Below are 1697 nucleotides of genomic sequence, written 5' to 3'. Positions count from 1 at the left end.
TCGGGTATGGACTAGAAGAAGAGCTGCAGGTTGTTGTCGGAGCCGAAGTCGTCGACGAAGTAGACGGCGTCAGCACCGGGCTTGACGGCGAGACCGAACAGGTCGCCCGCACCGCCCATGTTGTTGTCAATGGTCTTAAAGGCGACTTGCCTGCCGCCCGGCGTGGTCTCGACGATGTTCCCGTCGCCGCCGTTCACGGTCAGGATGTGACCGTTGGGCGCGATGGCCAGGCCGAGCGGGGCGTTCAGGTGGTGGCCCATGCTGACGGTGTAGCCGGTACCGTCACTGTGGTGCCGGAACAGCGCGTCGGGAATGGCCGCGATCCTGTTGTTCAGCGTGTCGGCGACGTACAGCGTGCCATTCCGGCTAAGGCCGGCGCCCGTGGGACCGAGTACCAGCGCGGCCGGGTCGGTGCGGGCCGAGAAGCCCGATCCGATCTTGGTGCTGGAGAGGACCCGCGGGGTCTGGAAGGGCTTGCTGGTGATGACCAGCCGCTGCACGGTGCCGCCGTTGGGGTTGGGGTGCTTGCCGAGAATGCCGCCTAGCACGTTGGTTACGAGCAGCACGCTGACATGGCCCCCGTCAAGTGCGGTCATGTCCCACGGGCCGTCAATGCCGTAACCGGTGATGGTCTTCCTGACGTTGCCCCACTGGTCGAGGACGATCAGGCAGCCGGGACCGGAAATGACGCCGTTCTGCGTTGGCAGCGAGCCGACGATCACCCAGCCGCTGCGCAGCGCCACCAGGGCGGTGGTGAGGCCGACGCCGCCAGGGCATTTGCTGTCCGTGATGCCGGCGAACAGCGAGACCTTGCCGTGCGGGCTGACCTGCACGATCGTGGTGCCGGTGCCCTGCACATTGGCGCTGTTGTTGAAGTTGCTGACGAGCACGTCGCCGCGATACAGGCGGCCGGTGCTGTGCGGCACGACGGCCACGCCGTACGGGTTGACGTCCCCGTTGGCGGGCACCGTCGACGCGATGACCTTAGTGTGATTCAGCGGACCGATGAAGGTGTCCGAGGCGTTCGCCGCGGTCGCTACGATGCCGCTGCCGGCCAGCAGGCCGGCCGTGGCCATGACGATCGCCGCTATGCCGGCGAATCTTCGGGTGGGTCTCATGTCCTTACTGCTCCCTCCGCTAGCAGATTTCTCCGAAACAAGTACGGGCGGGGAGCCGAGGGGGATTGGCGCGATACTGAGCAAATGGAGAAGGTCCTGTCCGCGGTGATCGCCAGGCTCCCCCTGACGCCCGGGGTGTACCGGTTCCGCGACGCGGCGGGCCAGGTCCTTTACCTCGGGCGAGCCACCGTGCTGCGGCGGCGCGTCGCCTCCTACTGGCTGGACTTGCGCGATCGCGGCCACCTTGCGCCGATGGTGGCCCGGGTACGCCGGATCGAGGCGGTCTCGTGCGACTCCGCGCACGAGGCCGCATGGCTGGAACGCAACTTGCTCACGACGTCGCTGCCGCCGTGGAACCTGACCATGGGCGGCCAGGAGCATCCCGTCTACATCCGGCTGGACCCGCGGCCGGCCCGGCCAGGCCTGTCCGTCGCCCACGAGCCGGCGAACCGGCCGGCGGACATCGCGTACTTCGGCCCGTACCTCGGCGGCCGCCGGGCACGGCAAGCGGTGAAGGGGCTCGGCCGGGTGCTCCCGCTGGCCTACACCGGCGCCGGACTGCGCGGCACGCTGCTCGAC

At 68.3% G+C, this 1697-nt stretch carries 2 protein-coding genes; one reads left to right on the top strand and one right to left on the bottom strand.

From position 1 onward, the window contains the following. Positions 1 to 11: 11 nt before the first annotated feature. Positions 12 to 1118, bottom strand: coding sequence for a hypothetical protein (locus tag WA805_RS24015; protein WP_422287123.1), 1107 nt, complete (start codon positions 1116 to 1118; stop codon positions 12 to 14). 84 nt (positions 1119 to 1202) lie between these two features. Between WA805_RS24015 and WA805_RS24010 the strand changes: the two genes are divergently transcribed. After that, a partial coding sequence (locus WA805_RS24010; RefSeq protein ID WP_422338376.1) for a nucleotide excision repair endonuclease occupies positions 1203 to 1697 on the top strand: 495 nt, incomplete at its 3' end.

The sequence above is a fragment of the Trebonia sp. genome (assembly GCF_049794275.1).
Taxonomy (GTDB): Bacteria; Actinomycetota; Actinomycetes; order Streptosporangiales; family Streptosporangiaceae; genus Trebonia.
Note: the sequence above shows the minus strand (reverse complement) of the source record. Positions and strands in the feature narration are given on the sequence as shown.

Coding starts and splice junctions, on each gene's coding strand:
- WA805_RS24015 (WP_422287123.1), bottom strand. CDS start 1,118: ATGAGACCCACCCGAAGATTCGCCGGCATAGCGGCGATCGTCATGGCC.